The sequence below is a fragment of the Mesorhizobium oxytropidicola genome (assembly GCF_056174625.1).
In genome coordinates, this window is record NZ_JBWBWK010000003.1 from 223,466 (window position 1) to 237,466 (window position 14,001).

Here is a 14,001-nt window from a genome sequence, read left to right on the forward strand (position 1 = left end):
GGCTTGAGGGAAGGGTCAGGCGGCGCGGGTGATGGCGTCGCGGACTAGCTTCTTGCGGGTGACGCTGTGGCGGCCGTCGACGCTCACCGGTACGTCGCCGTCGAGAGTGGTGCGGCGCACGACACGGGCGCGGTCGCCATAGTCGTTGACGGCGTAATGCTGGGTGGCACGGTTGTCCCAAATGGCGACGTCGTTCGCTCGCCAGCGCCAGCGCACCGTGTTTTCAATCCGCAGGACATGGGACTGGAGGAGGGCGTAGAGCTGCTCGGAATCGCTTTTCGAATAGCCGACGAAGCGCTGCACGAAGGAGCCGAGTATGAGCGAGCGCTCCCCGGTCTCCGGATGGACCCGCACCACGGGATGGTCGGTCTCGTAGACGGTGGAAGCAAAAACCTCTTCATAGTGGCGGCGATCGGCCTCGCTCGCATGCGGGCGCTGGGCGGCATAGTCATAGGCGTTGCTATGGGTTGCCCACAACTGTTCCGCCGTCGCCTTGAGCGCCGGTGGCAGGCTCTCGTAGGCGGCCACTGTGTTGGACCAAACCGTATCGCCGCCGACCTCGGGAATGGTCACGCCGCGCAGGATCGAGATCTTGGGATAGGCGTCGACAAAGGTGACGTCCGTGTGCCAGGCATCGGCGCGGCCACCTCGCGACGAGTCAAGTTCAAGGATCGACGTCGTGCCGTTGCGTACATGCTCAGTCGGATGTGGAACGAGATTGCCGAGGCGCCTGGAAAAACGCTCCTGCTCGGCATCGGTCAGCTGATCCTGGTCGCGGAAGAAGATCACCTTGTGCTGTAGTAGAGCGGCATTGACGGCTGCTATCGTCTCGTCGGAAAGGTCGCCCGAAAGCTTGATGCCGGCGATCTCGGCGCCGATCCGGCCGGCGACCGGTTTGATTGTCAGTGAGGATTCGGTGATGCTGGCTTGGGTTGACGTGGTCATGACGGACTGCTCCTTGGTTGGGCCGCCGGCGTGGCTCGGCCCTTTGCCGGGTTGGTTGATTGGGCGTGGGTTACTCGGCCGCCTGACTGTCGGGCTCGCGGTGAGGGGCACGATGAGCGGGATGCTTCAACCCGAGGTTCTCGCGCAGGGTACGGCCCTCATATTCGGTGCGGAACAGGCCGCGGCGGCGCAGCTCGGGGATGACCAGCTCGATGAAATCGTCGAGCCCGCCGGGCACGGTCGGCGGCATGATATTGAAGCCGTCGGCGCCGCCTTTCTTGAAGCGCTCTTCGAGTTCGTTTGCGATGGCCTCAGCCGTTCCGACAAGCTGCCAATGGCCGCGCGCCCCGGCGATGGTCTCGTAGAGCTGACGGATGGTGAGATTTTCCCGCCGGGCGAGATCGATGATCAATTGCTGGCGGCTCTTGCCGCGCTCGGTCTCGCTCAGGTCCGGTAGCGGCCCGTCGAGGGGATAGGCGGAAAGGTCGACACCGCCGGAGAGGTTCGACAGCAGCTCCAGCCCAACGTCGGGATGGATCAGCGACTGGATCTCCTCGAACTTTTCGCGCGCCTCGGCTTCGGTTCGCCCCACCACCGGAAAGACACCCGGCATGATCTTCAAATCATCGGGATGGCGGCCATACTTCTCGAGGCGGCCCTTGAGGTCGGCATAGAAGCTCTGAGCCTCCTGGAGCGTCCGCTGGGCGGTAAAGACTATCTCGGCTGTACGGGCAGCCAACTCCTTGCCCGCCTCCGAGGAGCCCGCTTGGACGACGATCGGGTGACCCTGCGGTGAGCGCGAGACCGTCAGCGGTCCGCGCACCCGGAAGTGCCGTCCGCGGTGCCCGAGGATATGCAGTTTCTCCGGGTCGAAAAAGAGCCCGCTATCCTTGTCGCGCAGGAAGGCATCATCCTCCCAGCTGTTCCATAGGCCGAGCACGACATCAGCGAACTCTTCCGCCCTTGAATAGCGGTCCTGGTGGGCGAACTGGCTGATGTTGCCGAAATTCTCCAATTCGAGCGGATTGGACGAGGTCACGAGGTTCCAGCCGGCCCTGCCGGCGCTGATCTGATCGAGCGAGGCGAATTTGCGTGCCAGATTGAACGGCTCATTGAACGTGGTGGAGGCTGTTGCCACCAGGCCGATGCGCTCCGTCACAACCGCAAGCGCCGACAGGAGCGTCAATGGCTCGAAGCCGACGGCCCATTCGTCAGTCCGGGAGAGGGATTTGAGATCATCCGTATGAGCCGCGACCCCATCAGCCAGGAAGACCAGGTCAAATTTCGCACGCTCAGCCGCCTGGGCGAATGCGATGCGCTGCCTGAGGCTCGTCGTTGCATCCGCGGCGGTGTCCGGGTGGCGCCATGCCGCCACATGGTGGCCAGCCGGATACATAAAGGCGCCAAGCCGCAGCTTTCCAACTTTGCTCACCTTCAGTCTCCTTTTCAGTCAACAATAGAAATTCACGATGAGGACGGCGCCTTACCGGAGGGTGCGATCTGTCAGGATTTCGGCAGCTTTGCTGTCGGCCAACAAGTTGCCAGCGTCGTCATTTCCGCCCGCACAATGCTTAGGCGGCCAGGCTAATGCTGCCCGTCTCTCCAACCAGCCGACACGCTTCGATTACGGCTTGTTCCGTGCGGTTGCGGATGGCTTCGGATATGATAGCGCCATCGGCGAAGTCCCGGTCGGAGGCATAGATACCTGTCGGGATGGTCAACGCCTCGAAGAAGCCGAAGAGCGGCCGAAGCTGATGTTCCACGACGAGGGAATGACGTTCGCCGCCCCCAGTCGCCGCGAGGATGATTGGCTTTCCCTTAAGCGAGGTGGGCTCCAGCAGATCGAAGAAATGCTTGAATAGCCCAGTGTAGCTGCCTTTGAACGTCGGCGAGCCGACCACCAGGACGGCGGCGCTCGACAATTGCTCGACGATGTTTCGGGCCGATGGGTCAAGGTCGCTAAGCCGTCTGGCCTGTGCGAAGGAGGGGCCGAAATCCTCGATATCGAAGGTTGCCGAATATGCGCCAATCTTCTTCGCTACCTGCCCGACTATGTGGTCGACGAACGCCCTGGTCTTCGAAGGACGAGTAAGATTGCCCGACACCCCTATCGCGAACTTTTTCGACATTACTTGGCTCCTCAAAGCGATCACCGCCGCTTAACTCTATCGATTCGATAGAATTAAAAGAGAGAGCGTATTTCAAAAAACAATCCCCAATCGGATGGAGTTTGCGGAACATCGACTGCAATTGGTTATTCGATGCAACTGAGACGGGTCAGGCCAATTGCGATCGCGTATCTGATAGCCAGCTTCCATCACGCGGTGACGGACCTTGTCGAGATTACTTTTGTCAATGATCACGGGGCCGGTGACGATGTCTGCGTCGGGCATCATGTGACTTTGTATCCGCGGGCGGTGGCGATCATGAGCCGCATTCTGCAAAAAGCCCTGTTTGCCGGACTTTCTGACGAAGTCGTCTTCTGGCTCTGGTGCATGCCCACTAGCGCGGCGGCGACCTCGCGCACCGGTGGAAGAGCAGCTTGCAGCGTTCTCGAAATTCATCCTGCGCGATGAATCCGAGGCGAACTGACGAAATTACGTCGACTCATTGGTCAGACATCGGTCGGCGCGACGACGATCGACGCGCTGGCGGGGGGTCGGCGCATTGGCCGCGATCCCCGTCGAGGTCGGGAAGTCGCCAGGACCGATCTGCGGTTGAGCGCACACCTTCGATTGTTGACCGGTAAAACAGGACACATCGTAACCCGAGCCTCGGACCAGGTGGTAGGAACAGACGCTGACGCCGCGCGGTCCGGCTGCGGGCTTGCTCCAAAGAAGAGCTCGCTATGCGAAGCCTGGAGAGGAGCACGAAGGTCCATCTTTATTGCCAGCAGGCTTATCGGTTTTCCGTCGTGTCGAAAGGCAGCGTTGGTCCATGCATAGGCTACAGGCGTGCCTGCATTGCATCGTTCGGGCCTTCCTTTTTTCGTCGGCATGCGGTGTCGCGCGGGAACTAATGCATCAGTACCAGACAGAACTCGCACCTGAGCCGAAACTGAGTCCGCTCACTATCTTGTATGTTGTCGCTGCCCCGACAGGTGAGGCTGTGTCAGTCTACAGCACCCCCTAAACACGGCGGTAACCGTCTCGAGGCGGTGCAAATTGAAAAAGTTTGCGCATGACGAAGCTTAGGAGGTTTGACCCCAACGCGCCGTGCCGCATTCTGAGAACATTCACTATACAATATAATCGCATTGCGGCATTGATTGTCTCCGCAGGCGCAGGTGCCTTTCCGGAGTTCGTCCATTCATGTCGCCCGTCCGCAAGCCCCAGCCGCTCGATCATTCGATCCTCAATGAAATGCTGGCGCTGCACCTCCAGCAGCTTGAGATCGATAATGGTGGGATGGAGGCCTTCCTCTCCAAGACGGGGTTGGCGCGAGGGACCTACTACACGATGCTGCGCGGTATCGGAAATCCGACCCTCAAGACAATCGAGCGCATCGCTTCCAAGCTCAATATGACCGTATTCGAGTTGCTGGGCTTCGAGATCGACGATGCGCGCAGGGCGCTGAAGAAGCGCGGCGTCGACTATGACGAGCTGACCTCAGCCATCCGGAAAAAAGATGAAGCTACCCGGCGTGTAGCGCGGCAGACCCGGTCGCAGAAGCTGTCGGGCTGAGAGAAACAGAAGGGCGCGCAACCGCAGGACACCGTCATCCACGCCGGCGAGCGCCTGGAAGGCCATCCAGAAGAGCGTGGCACGGTCGGCGGGCTGGTCCGAGGTCGACCGGGAAATCGCAATCCCCCGCCGCATGAATGCGACCACGGCGGCGTCGGGCGCGACGCCAGCGGCTGACGGTGGCCGAGTGATCCTCCTATGGCGGCAAGGCGGCAGGTGATGCCGCAAGTTGAGCATCGCTCGCACAAAGGACTGAACGATCGCGCCGAGAAATCGCATGTGCCGCTGCGAAAACGGTAACGGGCCACGCAGGGCAGCGAATTCACCTCGAACGCCATCCAGGCATGGCCCGGGTCCGTGTCGAATGGCACTACATCGTGCCTGGCAAGCCGATGCAGAATGCCTCCATCGAGGGCTTCGACGGCCGCCGCGACGAACTGTCGAACGAGACGCTGTTCAACTCACTTTCACTGGTCCCTGGCCCCGATGGCGCGGCGACTACAACAGCGCGCGGCTCAAGTCTTGGAATGTCGAAGCCCCCAGCCTCCTTATCCAGATATTGAAAGGTCAGGCTCGATGACGGGGAAGGTGAAGGATTGACTGGTCTGGTTTGCGGGCCGAGCTTGTCGGCCGCTCAATCGAAAGCGTCATTTGAGGCACTTGCTCCCCCGCGTGCAACTGGAAGACACGCTCGTCCAGTTCCTTGTCTACTTCCGTGAGACGATGATTGAGGCGAAGGTAGTCCGTCCAGGTCGGCGTGCGGAATGTTTCTGTCCATTGCATGGGCTTCTGAAGGTTGCGCTGGAGCGTCCAATTCCGAGCCCCGACGCGGCTGTGGACATGACGCCGCTGCCGCATGAGGTCGAGGAAGGCCTCGAGATTTCTCTCGGCTATCAGATATTCGACCTTGACCACGATCGGCCCGCTTCTTGGCTTCAAATTGAGAGCGACAGCTGGGGCGTCGAATTCCTCCAAAGGATCGGGCTCGGACTCGCGGCGCTCGCGAAGAGGAAACAGGACGCCGGCTGCGGCGACGAGCAACAGGGCTCCAGCGGAACCCTCCAGCGCCCAGGTCAGGGAATAGTTCTGGGAAACCGTGCCCCATACCCAGCTGCCGGCGGCGATGCCGCCATCTATCAAGGCATAGTAGATCGAGATGGTGCGCCCCACGACCCAGCGCGGGCTGGCCAGTTGCACACTCACGCCAACCCCGGACCAGGCGGTGACCCAGCCCGCGCCGCCCAGGGCAAGCGCCATTGCCGCCACCGCAATGGAAGAGGTCAGTGCAAGGGAGAGGGAGCATGCCGCACAGGCGACGCAGGAGAGCCTCATCAGCCTTTCCTGCGATAAGCTCCGTCTGAATGTGCTGTTGGAGAGGCCAGCGAAGACGGCGCCTGTGCCGAAGCCGGCCATGAGCGTGCCATAGGCGAGCGGTCCTCCCCCCAAATGATCGCGGACAACCAGCGGCAGCAGCGCGAGGATGGCGATGCTCGCCAGGCCAAGAGGGCTCCGCGGGCGATCGCCGCATTGATCTCCGATGACATCGCCGTGAAGCGCAGCCCGTCATAGATCGCCGTTTTCATCGACTCACGCGGGAGAGGTGAGGAGCGAACCTTCCACTTGCAGTGCCATATGGTGACCAGAGGTACTAGATAGGTGAGTGTGGTCACGGCGAAAGCCGTCAGAAGCCCGAACGAGGCAACCACGATGCCGCCGAGAGCCGGGCCCACGGTCCGCACAGTGTTGAAGCCGACGGAGAGCAAGGTGACGGCAGCGGGAACATCGCGTCGGTGCACCATATCGCCAACCGAGGCCTGCCAGGCAGGATCGTTGAGAGCGCCGCCGCTTGCGATCAAGAAGCTGAAGCCGAGGATCATCCACGGACTGACAAAGCCCAGCGCCACGGACGCAGTGAGCATCGCAGAGGCTATCACCATAAGGCAGCGGCCGGCGAACATGACCCGGCGACGACTGTAATTGTCGGCGAGAACCCCAGCGAAGACGGACAAGATGAAAGCGGGCAGGTTCGATGAAGCCTGCACCAGCGCAACCATCAGATCGGAAGTCGAGATCGTCGCCATCAGCCAGCTGATGGCAACAGTCTGCATCAGCCAGCCGAGAGAAGAGACCTGGGTCGCGAGCCAGATCGACCGAAAGGTCGGATTCCCGAGCGGCGCAAATGTCGTTGGTGCAGCCAAATCTTCATTTGATCCAGCCACCCTACTCATTTTGCGAGCCTTTGCTTTCCGAATATTGGCAGGTGTCTCGCATGCAATCTCGACTGGATCGTGGCGGCTGGTAACTGAGAGATCATGCCAATCGCGAATTTCTTACGCGTCGACGCTCCCTGGAGTGGGACATCGAGCTCATGCCGCCGACCAATGCCTGCACGGCGCCAGCAGGAGAGCCGGCCGATCGCAGCGGCATTGAGGAACGGAGCGGGATCCAGCGGACCAGATTGTCCCGGAGTTCTCGGGCGCAATGTTTCTTCGACGACCTCATTTGTTTCTATGCCTTTGGCCAAAAAGGAAGTAGGACCCTTTACATCGGCGATAAGGAGCCAAAGGGCATCGTCGGTTGAGCGATCGTCGCGCTTCGCGTTACAACAGGGAGAGAGCGATGACCAATTCGGAAAAATCCCCAAGCGGCATAGCCTACCCTGACGACCTCGCGTTGCTGAAGCGGGTCTATGATCGGATCTGCGAAGAAAGAGGACTCCGCGCAGGCTCTGCTGAAGCGGATCGGCTGGCCGCTCGAGCTATGGACCTATTTGGTATGGGCATTTTCGAAGAAGATGCTCTTTACAAGAACCTGGCATAGCCAGCTAATCATTTTTTGGGCCCAAAGAGGGGATAGTCGCGAACACGGGAGGAAATGATCGATGGACTACGAACTTGGTATTGGCAATCAAGATGACGATCAGCCTTACGAGCTTACCTGTTTCGCTAAAAAGCATGGCCTGACGCTCCCGATTGCGGATGCCGTACTGTTCGCAAAAGGGCACTCTCGAACGGCGTGTGACACCGCTGCTTTGGCTTTCCTCTGCGCTGTCGCCATTGCCAGAAAGCAATCGGCGCGCTAGTTTTCGTCGAAAATCCAAGTAGCGAAGCGCGGCGCAAGTCCGGTTTCCCTGACAGGTGTCTGATACGGCCGCTCAGGCTGCCTTCACCCATTGTGTGGCCGGCGCCTCAGTCTTTCCGTACTAGGCGGGGGCTGTCCTCTACGTGCTTGCAAAGCCAATCCGGCATCTCCCGTTCAAATTGATTAGGCGCTGCCGACATGACGGTCGGATTTGGCGCTCCGACATAGGCGCAAAAGCCGGCTGAACTCGCGTTTGGACGCCAAGCAGATCGTATCAACGATCGGGGAGGTCATCTCGCCAGCCGACGGCAGACCCGGGCCGTTCATCTTGCCTTCAACCACGTCATCCAAGGTGCATAGTTGTGGGAGCCCGGGTTCTCGCTTGTCGTTTCACTCATTATGCTTCATCAAAGGTCACTTTGCTGAGCGATGCCTTTTTGCGAGACGCGACCATGTTCTTTCGTTGGAAACTCACTCACCAGCGGTGTTCGATGCGCTGAGTATGTCTTGGGGAGAGTGAGGACGCTTGCAGATCTTCGACAGAATTGACTCGCTGATTGACGCAGAAGATTTCGGGGCCGCGATCGAAGAGACGCGTGCCCTGCTGCTTCAGCTTGAACAAAGGTCTGACGCGCTCACTCATGCGAACGACGACTTTCTGCTCGATCTGATGACGCTGGCTTTCATTGTTGAATGTTACGGACGGGGCTTTGAACTTCTGGCGCGAACGCTTGCCCGTAGAAGACTGGCAAAGGTCAGGCTTCTGTCGGGAGGGGTCGACGCCGCCAGGCAGAAATGACCCAAAAGTCTGATGGCTGAAGCGGCGGTCGCCCGGCGTTGCGCACAGCGACGAAGGTAATGGTACCGCCAAAAAAATAGGGCCATCGGAAAACCGAGGCCCTTTAGGTGCGAAGGTTAAAAACCTCCAGAGGAACAGCTGATACGATGGAATGGGAGGAGACCATCGCGTGCATCAGCCGTAGGCTTAATGGCTAAAAATTGTGCGATGCGCAAACACATTTTGTGCAGTGCAGCTATGCAAGAACGGTGAGGCTCCCCGCCGGCCCCAAATTTGCGCCTGGAATGTTCGTGCTGTCCGCTCTGTGCGTGCCCGGCGCAATGCGGGGGTCACCTGAAAAGCGTGATCCCGGCAGGGAGGCTTTGCCTCGTGCGGCTCGCAAGATTTGGCTACATAGGCGCTCGTCCAGCTCCCACAAGAAGGTGAACCATCATCGCTCGATCGGCGGCTTCGATCTCGAATATGAGGGTCAGCGCTTGGGTATCGCTATAGCACCATCCTGATGTGGACCGGCGCGGATTACGACATCGAGCTCCGCATGACGGTGACGCCGCTTGGAGCCGTCTCCCTGCCTCGATCATGCTCTCGACGATTTCGAGGTGAGGGGGCGCTTGCGCGGTTGTCAGCGCCAAGGTGGAGGCAGCGCTAGCGACCGACATCGATCTCGGCATCGAAGGCAAGGTCACTTGAACGAAGGGCGACTCCGATCGGGCAGATGAGGGGATCGCGTTGCCCATCAATGCACTGCCGGCTTGGACAAGGGCAGCTCCCTGAGTATCTTGTTAATGACCTTGCCGAGCTGCCGCCAGATGGGGAGGTTTCGTTCGTCCACCCGCTCCTCAATGGCCGTCAGCGTCCAACCGACGCAGGCAATATCGTCCACCTCCCTATAGGTATCAGACCGCTTGAAGCAGGCGCGCAATGCGCGGGCGAGCATCGCCACTATCCTTCGGGATGCTGGCAACCAGGGTTTGCGCTTCCTGATAGGCGAGCGCGATACGCTGCCGATCCTCGGGACCGCTTTCCAGGATCATGCGGCAAGTCCACGCGAGGGTGTTCGATATTTCCTCGGATTCATCGCAAGCAAGATGCGCCCTCAGGCGGCGCCGTTATCGCGATATCCACGTCGGCGCTTCGAGCGTTCAAGTCGCTTCGACGCGGTACCGGCATCGTCGCTGCTGTCGAATGTCTCCATCATCGATTGGCCATTCGTGCCGATCCGGCCCCAGTTGCGGATCACGGAGGCGCCGCCAAACAGGGTAGGCTGGATCGCGAGCGTATAGAAGCGCCGCATGTTCTGCGCCGGATCGATGCGGCGAAGATGAACCGAGCCTGTCTCCTCTTCTCCATGGCCGGAGTCTCGCTTCCTTTGGAAGCGGCGTCCAACGACTTTCATGAATCGGTCCGTCGCCATCGGATTCTTCATCTTGATGGATCAGTGGCACGAGCGTCAGCGCTCACGCCCTTTCGCCATTCGCGGATGATGCGTTTCATGATCGCTTTGAGCATCTCGCGGTCTTCGCTGCGACAGCGAACACCGACGCGCGCCATTTCGAGTGTCCAATCGAAAACCGAGGCTTAAACTCTTGCATTGATACCGGCGTCAGGCTCTCTCCAGACTATAAGCAAGGGTTGCTCAAGTCGCATGTGCTGCCGTTCACGCCGAAGCTCGCCGACAAGAGTGGGCTTTGTAGGAGCTGCGCTGGTCAGGAAGTTCGCCGGCGCAACAAGGCGTGGACTTCGCCTCGAATATCTGGGGCTTGCCGGCGCTATGCGGCATAAGGCAGCGATTGCCGCTTCGATCGGCAAGGGCGTGCCGGCCGGCATCACAGACGGTGGGCGGCGATCATCTCGCAGTGTCAGGCTTGTTTATGTAGCAAAACTTCGACAGAAAGCCGCTCGGACTCAGGATCGGGAGAAGGGAGCAGATATGGTCTTTCGATTGAAAGAGCGACTTGGCAAGAAATTTGAGGAAGAAGTGCAGTTCTTCAAGTGTTGGCAGAAGGATAAGAAAGGTGTGGGCGCACTCATGCCCACCTCGATCCATACGGCGCGCCGCATGGCTGGTGTGGTCAACCCGCATTCTGGATTGCCGGTCTTGGAGCTGGGTGCCGGGACGGGCGTCATCACCAAGGCCATCCTGGAAAGAGGCATCAAACCGCATCAGTTGACTTCGGTCGAATATTCCAAGGATTTCTATGATGGCCTGGTGCGACGCTTTCCGGGGGTGGATTTCCGCTTGGGCAATGCGTTTGCCCTGGAAGAAATTCTGGGGGAGCGCCGGGAACAATTCGATTGCGTCATAAGCGCGGTGCCTATGTTGAGCTTTCCGATGCAACAGCGCATCACGCTGCTGGAGGACTTGCTTGCGCGAATTCCCGCCGGGCGGCCCGTGATTCAAATCACCTACGGACTTCTGTCACCGGTGCTCAAAATGCCCGACCGCTACATCGTTTCTCACCATGATTTCGTCGTCCGCAACGTTCCCCCCGCACAACTCTGGATCTATCGACGAGCTGTGTGACCACAGGGGGACACCAGCAACAAGTGGGCTTTTGGAATCCTCGTACAGGACCGCAGGCCGAACTGAACTTGGTGCTGGGCGTGCCTAGGTGGCCCGCCTTTCCATTGCGCATTTTGCCGGGGATCGATTGATCGCAATGGAGAGGTGAGGTTCGCCATACAAGCATGCTTGGCGTCCAACTCGTCAAGGGCTATTGAAAACGTTCCAGGCAGACGGCGCGGCGGCTCTGAGGCAGCAGCTGCGGGTCGATAGTATCGGGCACGTCCTCGTAGACGACATAGGCAAGAGTGCCGATGACGAGCAGACAGAACATGGTTGCAGGCTGCATTGGGCTTCCCCTCCGACCAGGTCGCACCAGGGCAGATTGAGAGCGGCGAAGCTTCCGCTAACGCGCCCCTCTCTCCGATATTCCGGCGATGCATTCCTCCAGGCATTCGAGGCGGAACTTCGCATTGCGGAGTTCATGTCCGGCTCCGAAACGTCGATGGCGTCCTTGAGGTGTGGTCGCCATGAGGTCGCGCTCCAGTTCCGCAATGCGCGCACGCACCTGCCGAGCGTCGTCCTGACGCAATGCCTTGATCCATCCACGCCCGCGCATCGGTCTTCCTGCCAGTACCCCAAAAGCCATGCGGATTTATCCACCGAGACCCTAATTTCCGCCAAGCCGAAACGCTCGAAATTTAACTTTGGCTATTTTAGCGAAGACAAAGAGGTTCTTGGGAGAAGGGCGGCGGCGCTTGGGAGGACGAACGAAGTGATATCAGAAGGTCGTCCGTCCTATCGGCCATCTTCGGCTCTGATGCCTGCGCAATCTGTTTGAGGAGCGCTGCAACGGCTTTGGGCATGCCGCGGACAAGCGAAGTAGCGCCGGTCAAGCGCAGTTGCGATGTAGGCATCGGGAGCGCGGTTGGTGTGTGGATAGTCAGCCCTGGCCTATTGTCCATTGAGCCAGCCGGCGCGCATTTTCGCAGCCATGGTGGCGGAGCATGTTGAATTGGCATTGTTTGAGCAGTCACTCGGCAATATCGAAGGCCTGCATCGGCCGTTCTGTGATCGTGTGGCTGACGCTGCGGAGAAAACTGCTGGATCGGTTCTTTTCGATGTCCGTGTCGACGGCGATATCTGCGTTCAGCGCATGGCTGCGATTGGATATGGCGTGACCGGCACGGCAATAATCGTAATGGAGAAGAATGGACAACTCAAATGCGCATCAGTAAACGGCGACACCGCCCTTTTGGTGGCAGAGTTGGCTGCCTGGGAAGCGTCTCCGCTGCGTGATCAAGCGAAGATTGACCCCTGCGGAACGGCCATCATCCTGCTAGCGAAGCTTCGGAGCTCAGGTCACTTCGCCCTTTTCTAACCGGGTGAACGCCGCTTCCTGCCTTGCGGGCCAAGCAGCGGAGAAATCATGTCCGGCTGCAAGTGTGCCTGGCGTCCAACTCGTCAATTTCACTGGCTATCGAAAACGTTCCAGGCAGATGGCGCGGTGGCGATGAGGCAGCAGGCGCGCGAACGGCAGCCAGCAGCAGCCTCTCGGCAGTGAGACCCGGCTTCGTCCCCGTCCTCAAACTGCTCACGTTGAACGCGAGACGCGACGGGCTCGATCCGAACCACCCTGGCATCACCGTCGGGCCAAGAAACCGGCCGTGACCTGAGACCCTGGCGCATCCTAATTGCAAAGGTTTACGGTCACCTGCAAGGACTATGTGTTGCGGCGAATGCGCCGGACGGCTGTCCTCGGGGGAGATCAGTCTTCAAGAGCCATAGACATGGCTCTGCTAGAGCGTCGGACACTCAGGTTGAATCGCAAGGGATTCCGCTGATGTTGGGTTTGTGATTCACTTCCCTATGGAGGTGATTTGCCATGCCCAAGCCCTATTCGCTCGATTTGCGTGAACGTGTGGTGCGGTTTGTCGAGGCTGGTCACTCACGGCATGCGGCGGCGGCACATTTTGGGGTGTCGGTTTCGTTCGTCGTGATCCTGATGAGGAACTATCGAAAGACCGAGAGCTTGGCGCCCAAGGCCAGCGGTGGTCGCCGCCATTCCAAGCTCGACCCGCATCGTGCGTTCCTGCTTGGCCGCGTGGCCGCGAAGGATGACATCACCATGCCGGAGCTTGCCGCCGAACTGGCCGCTGCTGCAGGCGTCCAGGTCGCTCCTGCCTCGATCTCGCGCTGGCTCATCAGGAACGGCTATCGCTTCAAAAAAAACGCTGCTGGCCAGCGAGCAAGATCGTCCCGACATCAGCAAGGCGCGACAGGAGTGGCAGGCCAGGCGTCAGCCGCGGATGCGGCTTGAGCCGCACCGGCTGGTGTTCATCGACGAAACCGGAACCACTACCAAGATGACACGCCTGCGCGGCCGCTGCCTGAAGGGCCAACGGCTGCGCTCAAAGGCACCGTTCGGACATTGGAAGACGCAGACCTTCATCGCCGGGCTGCGCTGCCATGGGCTCACTGCCCCTTTCGTGATCGACACGCCGATGAACCGGCGCATCTTCGAAACCTACGTCGAAACGCAGCTCGCTCCGACGCTGGCAAAGGGCGATGTGGTCATCCTCGACAATCTCGCTGCCCACAAGAGCCCGGCCGCCGAGAAGGCCATCCGGGCCAGAGGTGCATGGCTGCTCTTCCTGCCGCCTTACAGCCCAGATCTCAACCCGATCGAAATGGCCTTCGCCAAGCTCAAGGCGCACCTGCGCGCAAAGGCCATCAGAACCATCGACGCCCTGTGGCAGGCAATTGGCGATATCTGCAATCTTTTCTCTCCAACAGAATGCAGAAACTACTTCGCAGCCGCAGGATATGGACTCACATGAAAGTCCGACGCTCTAGGCTTCAGATCCCGCGGTTTCTTGGGCCATGTGAGCGGCGAAAACGGAGGACGTGCCTCCTGGCGATAGGGTCATGATGGAGCGCGCGAGTTGCTGCCGCCCGATCAAACCGGGCCTTGCAAATTTTTCGTTTTT

The 14,001-nt window shown here is 59.7% G+C and carries 16 protein-coding genes and 3 pseudogenes; 11 read left to right on the plus strand and 8 right to left on the minus strand.

The window, feature by feature from the left end:
- Positions 1 to 15: 15 nt before the first annotated feature.
- The 3 genes from AC0V8S_RS40480 to msuE form a co-directional block, all read right to left on the minus strand.
- Entirely contained in the window at positions 16 to 945 is a 930-nt protein-coding gene (locus tag AC0V8S_RS40480; protein ID WP_475439202.1) for a TauD/TfdA dioxygenase family protein, read from the minus strand.
- Between the two features lie 70 nt (positions 946 to 1,015).
- Positions 1,016 to 2,341: an LLM class flavin-dependent oxidoreductase gene (locus AC0V8S_RS40485; protein WP_475439507.1), complete on the minus strand. Its 1,326-nt coding sequence runs from the start codon at positions 2,339 to 2,341 to the stop codon at positions 1,016 to 1,018.
- A gap of 175 nt (positions 2,342 to 2,516) precedes the next feature.
- Positions 2,517 to 3,074: an FMN reductase gene (gene msuE / locus AC0V8S_RS40490; RefSeq protein ID WP_475439508.1), complete on the minus strand. Its 558-nt coding sequence runs from the start codon at positions 3,072 to 3,074 to the stop codon at positions 2,517 to 2,519.
- Between the two features lie 132 nt (positions 3,075 to 3,206).
- On the opposite strand from msuE, the gene AC0V8S_RS40495 reads away from it, so the two are divergent.
- The 4 genes and pseudogenes from AC0V8S_RS40495 to AC0V8S_RS40510 all read left to right on the plus strand — a co-directional run.
- On the plus strand, positions 3,207 to 3,521 hold the full coding sequence (locus AC0V8S_RS40495) for a hypothetical protein (protein WP_475439203.1): 315 nt from the start codon (positions 3,207 to 3,209) through the stop codon (positions 3,519 to 3,521).
- A 735-nt stretch (positions 3,522 to 4,256) separates the two neighbouring features.
- Entirely contained in the window at positions 4,257 to 4,628 is a 372-nt protein-coding gene (locus AC0V8S_RS40500; protein WP_475439204.1) for a helix-turn-helix domain-containing protein, read from the plus strand.
- 201 nt (positions 4,629 to 4,829) lie between these two features.
- Positions 4,830 to 4,925 (plus strand): annotated as a pseudogene (locus AC0V8S_RS40505) (IS6 family transposase); the annotation flags it as partial.
- A gap of 15 nt (positions 4,926 to 4,940) precedes the next feature.
- Positions 4,941 to 5,098 (plus strand): annotated as a pseudogene (locus AC0V8S_RS40510) (integrase core domain-containing protein); the annotation flags it as partial.
- 97 nt (positions 5,099 to 5,195) lie between these two features.
- Here AC0V8S_RS40510 and AC0V8S_RS40515 read toward each other — a convergent pair.
- A pseudogene (locus tag AC0V8S_RS40515) lies at positions 5,196 to 6,856 on the minus strand (MFS transporter).
- 391 nt (positions 6,857 to 7,247) lie between these two features.
- Here AC0V8S_RS40515 and AC0V8S_RS40520 point away from each other — a divergent pair.
- The 3 genes from AC0V8S_RS40520 to AC0V8S_RS40530 all read left to right on the plus strand — a co-directional run bounded on the left by AC0V8S_RS40520 (position 7,248) and on the right by AC0V8S_RS40530 (position 8,508).
- Entirely contained in the window at positions 7,248 to 7,448 is a 201-nt protein-coding gene (locus AC0V8S_RS40520) for a hypothetical protein (RefSeq protein WP_475439205.1), read from the plus strand.
- Positions 7,449 to 7,509: 61 nt separating this feature from the next.
- The gene (locus AC0V8S_RS40525; protein ID WP_183454850.1) at positions 7,510 to 7,710 is read left to right on the plus strand and encodes a hypothetical protein; all 201 of its coding nucleotides are present in this window, start codon (positions 7,510 to 7,512) and stop codon (positions 7,708 to 7,710) included.
- Between the two features lie 525 nt (positions 7,711 to 8,235).
- Positions 8,236 to 8,508, plus strand: a complete 273-nt coding sequence (locus tag AC0V8S_RS40530) for a hypothetical protein (protein WP_475439206.1) — start codon at positions 8,236 to 8,238, stop codon at positions 8,506 to 8,508.
- 736 nt (positions 8,509 to 9,244) lie between these two features.
- On the opposite strand, the gene AC0V8S_RS40535 is transcribed toward AC0V8S_RS40530, so the two are convergent.
- The 3 genes from AC0V8S_RS40535 to AC0V8S_RS40545 all read right to left on the minus strand — a co-directional run bounded on the left by AC0V8S_RS40535 (position 9,245) and on the right by AC0V8S_RS40545 (position 9,802).
- Positions 9,245 to 9,445: a hypothetical protein gene (locus AC0V8S_RS40535; RefSeq protein ID WP_475439207.1), complete on the minus strand. Its 201-nt coding sequence runs from the start codon at positions 9,443 to 9,445 to the stop codon at positions 9,245 to 9,247.
- Complete coding sequence (locus AC0V8S_RS40540; protein ID WP_475439208.1) at positions 9,405 to 9,542, minus strand: hypothetical protein; 138 nt, start codon at positions 9,540 to 9,542, stop codon at positions 9,405 to 9,407. Before AC0V8S_RS40540 ends, AC0V8S_RS40535 begins: the two co-directional genes overlap by 41 nt.
- A gap of 62 nt (positions 9,543 to 9,604) precedes the next feature.
- Positions 9,605 to 9,802: a WGR domain-containing protein gene (locus AC0V8S_RS40545; RefSeq protein WP_475439509.1), complete on the minus strand. Its 198-nt coding sequence runs from the start codon at positions 9,800 to 9,802 to the stop codon at positions 9,605 to 9,607.
- Between the two features lie 636 nt (positions 9,803 to 10,438).
- On the opposite strand from AC0V8S_RS40545, the gene pmtA reads away from it, so the two are divergent.
- On the plus strand, positions 10,439 to 11,032 hold the full coding sequence (gene pmtA / locus AC0V8S_RS40550) for a phospholipid N-methyltransferase PmtA (protein ID WP_475439510.1): 594 nt from the start codon (positions 10,439 to 10,441) through the stop codon (positions 11,030 to 11,032).
- A 190-nt stretch (positions 11,033 to 11,222) separates the two neighbouring features.
- Here the strand turns inward: pmtA and AC0V8S_RS40555 are convergent, their stop codons facing one another.
- Positions 11,223 to 11,360: a hypothetical protein gene (locus AC0V8S_RS40555; RefSeq protein ID WP_475439209.1), complete on the minus strand. Its 138-nt coding sequence runs from the start codon at positions 11,358 to 11,360 to the stop codon at positions 11,223 to 11,225.
- A gap of 135 nt (positions 11,361 to 11,495) precedes the next feature.
- Here AC0V8S_RS40555 and AC0V8S_RS40560 point away from each other — a divergent pair, with 135 nt between their 5' ends.
- From AC0V8S_RS40560 to AC0V8S_RS40570, 3 genes are all read left to right on the plus strand, one after another.
- The gene (locus AC0V8S_RS40560; RefSeq protein ID WP_475439210.1) at positions 11,496 to 11,852 is read left to right on the plus strand and encodes a hypothetical protein; all 357 of its coding nucleotides are present in this window, start codon (positions 11,496 to 11,498) and stop codon (positions 11,850 to 11,852) included.
- 153 nt (positions 11,853 to 12,005) lie between these two features.
- Positions 12,006 to 12,392, plus strand: a complete 387-nt coding sequence (locus AC0V8S_RS40565; RefSeq protein ID WP_475439511.1) for a hypothetical protein — start codon at positions 12,006 to 12,008, stop codon at positions 12,390 to 12,392.
- A 504-nt stretch (positions 12,393 to 12,896) separates the two neighbouring features.
- Positions 12,897 to 13,851, plus strand: a protein-coding gene (locus AC0V8S_RS40570) for an IS630 family transposase (RefSeq protein WP_123170691.1) whose coding sequence is annotated in 2 segments (ribosomal slippage) — positions 12,897 to 13,235 and positions 13,237 to 13,851 — 954 coding nt in all. Because the reading frame shifts where the segments join, the coding sequence is not laid out codon by codon here.
- Positions 13,852 to 14,001 lie beyond the last annotated feature (150 nt).

Coding starts and splice junctions, on each gene's coding strand:
- AC0V8S_RS40480 (WP_475439202.1), bottom strand. CDS start 945: ATGACCACGTCAACCCAAGCCAGCATCACCGAATCCTCACTGACAATC.
- AC0V8S_RS40485 (WP_475439507.1), bottom strand. CDS start 2,341: ATGTATCCGGCTGGCCACCATGTGGCGGCATGGCGCCACCCGGACACC.
- msuE (WP_475439508.1), bottom strand. CDS start 3,074: ATGTCGAAAAAGTTCGCGATAGGGGTGTCGGGCAATCTTACTCGTCCT.
- AC0V8S_RS40495 (WP_475439203.1), top strand. CDS start 3,207: ATGCAACTGAGACGGGTCAGGCCAATTGCGATCGCGTATCTGATAGCC.
- AC0V8S_RS40500 (WP_475439204.1), top strand. CDS start 4,257: ATGTCGCCCGTCCGCAAGCCCCAGCCGCTCGATCATTCGATCCTCAAT.
- AC0V8S_RS40520 (WP_475439205.1), top strand. CDS start 7,248: ATGACCAATTCGGAAAAATCCCCAAGCGGCATAGCCTACCCTGACGAC.
- AC0V8S_RS40525 (WP_183454850.1), top strand. CDS start 7,510: ATGGACTACGAACTTGGTATTGGCAATCAAGATGACGATCAGCCTTAC.
- AC0V8S_RS40535 (WP_475439207.1), bottom strand. CDS start 9,445: ATGCTCGCCCGCGCATTGCGCGCCTGCTTCAAGCGGTCTGATACCTAT.
- AC0V8S_RS40540 (WP_475439208.1), bottom strand. CDS start 9,542: ATGATCCTGGAAAGCGGTCCCGAGGATCGGCAGCGTATCGCGCTCGCC.
- AC0V8S_RS40545 (WP_475439509.1), bottom strand. CDS start 9,802: ATGCGGCGCTTCTATACGCTCGCGATCCAGCCTACCCTGTTTGGCGGC.
- pmtA (WP_475439510.1), top strand. CDS start 10,439: ATGGTCTTTCGATTGAAAGAGCGACTTGGCAAGAAATTTGAGGAAGAA.
- AC0V8S_RS40555 (WP_475439209.1), bottom strand. CDS start 11,360: ATGCAGCCTGCAACCATGTTCTGTCTGCTCGTCATCGGCACTCTTGCC.
- AC0V8S_RS40560 (WP_475439210.1), top strand. CDS start 11,496: ATGTCCGGCTCCGAAACGTCGATGGCGTCCTTGAGGTGTGGTCGCCAT.
- AC0V8S_RS40565 (WP_475439511.1), top strand. CDS start 12,006: ATGGTGGCGGAGCATGTTGAATTGGCATTGTTTGAGCAGTCACTCGGC.